At 61.8% G+C, this 4,547-nt stretch carries 5 protein-coding genes; 3 read left to right on the top strand and 2 right to left on the bottom strand.

Annotation, left to right across the window (positions count from 1 at the left end):
* The first annotated feature begins 406 nt into the window (after nt 1-406).
* Both dbpA and J9892_RS01855 read left to right on the top strand, forming a co-directional pair.
* Nucleotides 407-1,786, top strand: coding sequence for an ATP-dependent RNA helicase DbpA (dbpA, locus tag J9892_RS01850; protein ID WP_039039771.1), 1,380 nt, complete (start codon nt 407-409; stop codon nt 1,784-1,786).
* Nucleotides 1,787-1,871: 85 nt separating this feature from the next.
* Nucleotides 1,872-2,162: a YkgJ family cysteine cluster protein gene (locus J9892_RS01855; protein WP_039039772.1), complete on the top strand. Its 291-nt coding sequence runs from the start codon at nt 1,872-1,874 to the stop codon at nt 2,160-2,162.
* A 9-nt stretch (nt 2,163-2,171) separates the two neighbouring features.
* Here J9892_RS01855 and J9892_RS01860 read toward each other — a convergent pair whose 3' ends face one another.
* Entirely contained in the window at nt 2,172-2,594 is a 423-nt protein-coding gene (locus J9892_RS01860; RefSeq protein ID WP_039039773.1) for a hypothetical protein, read from the bottom strand.
* Nucleotides 2,595-2,849: 255 nt separating this feature from the next.
* On the opposite strand from J9892_RS01860, the gene J9892_RS01865 reads away from it, so the two are divergent.
* Entirely contained in the window at nt 2,850-4,244 is a 1,395-nt protein-coding gene (locus J9892_RS01865) for a PepSY domain-containing protein (RefSeq protein WP_210537941.1), read from the top strand.
* A 165-nt stretch (nt 4,245-4,409) separates the two neighbouring features.
* Here J9892_RS01865 and J9892_RS01870 read toward each other — a convergent pair.
* Nucleotides 4,410-4,547: transposase (locus J9892_RS01870; protein ID WP_210537942.1), on the bottom strand; the 138-nt coding region annotated here is incomplete at its 5' end.

Consider the following 4,547-nt stretch of genomic DNA (forward strand, 5'->3'; position numbering starts at 1 on the left):
AAGAAGTTGCTTGAGGTACTGGGTTGCATTGATAATAGTCATGGCTTCGGGCGTGTCGGTTTTTTTTTGCGATTAAATCAGATCACAAACGAAGCCTTTTTTCTATCTATTTCAATTGGTTGTAGCTAAAGATCCTGTACATGATCCTCCGATGACTTATCATCACCAGGACATGTTTAATTAAAAACGTTTTCTCGCCATTCATCATGATCTGGCCATGACCACCCTGTTCCATTGTGCTCTTTTTACATACCGCAAGCCCGCCAACGCAGACAGAAGCCTCCATCGGCAACCCATGACACCAACCGTTCAAATATTCACCGCATCCGGCGGCACATTCTGGTATGATGCGCCCCCTTGCGCACCGCGCACCCCCATTTCTGGTTTTCCGACATAGAGTCCTTTTGTGAACAACAGCGAATTTAGCAGCCTGAACCTCTCCTCCGCCCTGCAGGACAACCTCGCCAGCCTGGGCTATCTGCAGATGACCCCGATCCAGGCCCAGAGCCTGCCCCTGGTGCTCGACGGCAAAGATTTGATCGCCAAGGCGAAAACCGGCAGCGGCAAGACCGCGGCCTTCGGCCTGGGTCTGCTGGCCAAGCTGGACGTCAACCGGCTGGCCGTGCAGGCGCTGGTGCTCTGTCCGACCCGCGAGCTGGCGGATCAGGTGGCCACCGAGATCCGCCGTCTTGCCCGTACCCTGCCCAACGTCAAGCTGGTGACCCTGTGCGGCGGCACCCCGACCGCACCGCAATCCGCCACCCTGGGCTTTGGCGCCCACATCGCCGTCGGCACCCCGGGCCGGATCCTCAAGCACCTGGAGCAGGGCACCCTTGAGCTCGACGACCTCAAGACGCTGGTACTGGACGAAGCGGATCGCATGCTGGACATGGGCTTTGGCGAAGACATCAACCGCGTCATCAGCCACGCCCCGCGGGACCGGCAAACCCTGCTGTTCTCCGCCACCTATCCAGAAGGGATCGCCCAGATGAGCCGCGGCGTGCAACGCAACCCGGTGGAGGTGAGCGTAGAGTCCCTGCACGAAGAGAGCGCCATCGAACAGAAGCTGTATGAAGTGCCGGCCGGCCAGCGCCTCGATGCCCTCACCTGGCTGCTCAGCCACTACCAACCGGGCTCCTGCGTGGTGTTCTGCAACACCAAGCGCGCCTGCAACGACGTGGCCGATCACCTGGCCGCCAAGGGCTTCTCGGCGCTGGCGCTGAACGGCGATCTGGAGCAGCGTGAGCGGGATCAGGTGCTGGTGCGCTTCGCCAACGGCAGCGCCACCATACTGGTCGCCACCGACGTGGCGGCCCGTGGTCTCGACATCAAGGAGCTGGGCGCCGTCATCAACTACGAGCTCACCTACGACCCCGAGGTGCACGTGCACCGCATCGGCCGTACCGGCCGCGCTGGCCAGCAGGGCCTGGCCCTGAGCCTCTACCAGCCGAACGAGGCCCAGCGCGTCAACTTCATCGAGGAGTACCAGCAGGCCCCCATTCCCCAGGGCGACCTGGCCGGGATCGGCCGCGACATCAAGCCGATCGCGCCGCAGATGGTGACCCTCTCCATCGATGCGGGCCGCAAGAGCAAGGTGCGTGCCGGTGACATCCTCGGCGCCCTGACCGGCGAAGGCGGCATTGCCGGGGCCGATGTGGGCAAGATCCAGATTTCCGAGCAGTACTCCTACGTGGCGGTGAAGCGCCAGGTGGCGAGCGCCGCCCTCAAGCGGTTGCAGGAAGGCAAGATCAAGGGGCGCAGCTACCGTGCCCGCAAACTGGGCTAAGGTATTTCACACGCCCGGCCAGACCACAGGCGCCTGACAGGCGCCTGTTTCATATCATTCGCCGCCATGCGGCAAGACAGGTGACATGACCCAAGCAATCCAGAGCGATGTGAGCTGCCAGAACTGCGAAGCCTGCTGCTGCCGCCTCGAGGTGATGCTCTTCACCGACACCGGCGTGCCGGACCGCTATATCGAGGAGCGGGAAGGAGAAGTGCCCGTGATGCACAGACTGGAAGATGGCTGGTGCGCCGCCCTCGACCGCAACACCATGATGTGTCGCATCTACGAGGTGCGGCCGCTGATCTGCCGTGAATTCGAGATGGGGGAGCCCGACTGCCTCGACGAGCGGGACAAGTGGTTCATCAGGCTGGAGTAACCGGGGTGTTCAACCCGTACTGACGTGGATCTCCTTGCCTTGCAGCCCCTCGAGGCGCTGTGTCAGCCAGTGGATGGCCTGCGCTTCCTCCTCGAAATAGCGCACCTCCTGAAAGGGAAGCTCGCTGAAGACGTGATCCGCCAGATAACGTTTGAAATCCCCGATCATGACCACCGCCAGAAAGGCGCAGCCATGAGTGGCGCACCAGTTGAACTGGCGACGAAAACGGGCCAGCACCTCGGGGCCGGCGGCCTCGAACTCGGTCGCGACCTCGACGATGCCCCAGGGGGCTCCCTGCAAACGGCTTATCTGCTGGCTGAACTTGCCCTCATAGGCCATGGCGCCTGCCAGGTTGAAAGGGCCGCTCGGCCGACAGATCAGCAGTTGCCCTTGTCGCTGCATCTCAAAATGGCCGTGTGCTTGCACGTTCACCTCCTGCCTTGAGTCCTTCGCTGCGGCTGATATGCCCTGTGTTGCCACAAAGTAAGAATTTATCCCCGAAAAGTCCATGAAGCTCCCCGCATTGTGAACGGAAAGCTCCATTCAACCCCCGTTTTTACCCCGGTGGCGGAATGTACATTTCTTCGACATGTTCTGTTGCAGTTAACAAAACGTTGCTGCTATTATCCGCGCCACTCAAAACATTCCACCTACTGAAACCTTTTGGCGTTCACCCAGGGAACAACGATGAAGCAACAAGACGCAAGTTATTACCAACGGATCTGGCGCTGGCATTTCTATGCTGGTCTCTTCGTCGCCCCCTTCCTGATCCTGCTCTCCCTCACCGGCATCGTCTACCTGTTCAAGCCGCAGCTGGACAACCTGCTCTACCCCCAGCTGATGAAGGTGACGCCCGCCACCCAGACCCTGAGTGCCGACCAGCTGCTGGCCAAGGCAACCATCGCCATGCCGGACGCCAGCCTGCGCAAATACCTGCCCCCGGTGGCAGCGGACGCGAGCGCCCAGATAGTCGTGATGCGTGAAGGGCAGGAGCTGACCCTCTTCATGGATCCCGCGAACGGCGCCCTGCTCGGTACCATGGACAACAAGTGGAACCTGCAGGCGGTGGCGCGCGCTCTCCATGCGGAGCTGATGATTGGCACCACGGGTGATCGCCTGATCGAGCTGGCCGCAGGCTGGGGAATCGTGCTCCTCGTCAGCGGACTCTATCTCTGGTGGCCCCGCAAGGGACCGGGTGTGGGAGGCATCCTCTGGCCGAGAATGCACCAGCGCGGCCGTCTCTGGTGGCGTGATCTGCACGCCGTGGTCGGCTTCTGGGGCGCAGGTTTCCTGCTGCTGCTGCTGCTGACGGGCATGACCTGGACCGGTTTCTGGGGCGGCCAGTTCGCCGACGTCTGGAACCGCTTCCCTGCGGCCATGTGGAACGAGGTGCCCAAGTCGGCCCCCCTCACCCGCAGCCTCAACCAGGCTCACGAACAGACCGTCTCCTGGGGGGCCGAGACCCTGCCCATGCCGAGCTCCCAACCCACGGCAGAGAGCCATGATCACAGCGCCATGACCCATGGCGGCGGACACGAGGGCATGGTCATGGCCAGCCATCGCATTCCGCTGCAACAGGTGGTCGACATCGCCAGCGAGCGGGGGGTCAGCCCGGGTTACAGCATCACCCCCCCGGTCGGTGAAACCGGCGTCTATACCATCGCCATCTTTGCCGATGATCCCCGCAACGACGCCACCCTGCACATCGACCAATACAGCGGCAAGGTGCTGGTCGACGTGCGCTGGCAGGATTACGGCCCGGTCGCCAAGACGGTGGAAACCGGCGTCATGCTGCACATGGGCAAGCTCTACGGCTGGCCGCACCAGCTCGTCATGCTGCTCATCTGCCTGATGATTCTGGCAAGCTCGGTGAGCGGGCTCTGGATCTGGTGGAGCCGCCGTCCCAGTGGTCGCCTCGCCGCCCCGCCCCTGCCCGCCAAGCTGCCTCCCATGGGCGGTGCCATCGCGGTGCTGGTCGTGCTCGGGATCTGCTTCCCGCTGGTGGGGGCCTCCATGGTTGCCATCTGGCTGCTGGACAGTCTCTTCTTCTCTCGCCGCACGGCCGTGGCCCAGGCAAGCTGACCCGTCAGGGGCAAGCCCGCCTCATGCACACGAGGGCTCCCTGTCGGGGGCCCTCGTCGTCTGCATCACCTGGCATCATCCTTCGCCTGGCGGCAGGCTCCTCCCCTGGTGCTCATCACATCGGTCTGATGAAACAACAACGCGTCGACACATCAACAAAAAGGTTCATCGCGGCTTTCCGGGGAAGGCCGCCTTGATTTTCAGAAAAAAGTATTCTGAGTCCCTAAATCCATATGCCATACGCTTTATCACTTTGATCTTGTTGTTCACCCCTTCCAGCACACTCGTGTGCATCGGGTAGTT

This window comes from Aeromonas sp. Prich7-2 (genome assembly GCF_017939255.1).
Lineage (GTDB): Bacteria > Pseudomonadota > Gammaproteobacteria > Enterobacterales > Aeromonadaceae > Aeromonas > Aeromonas caviae.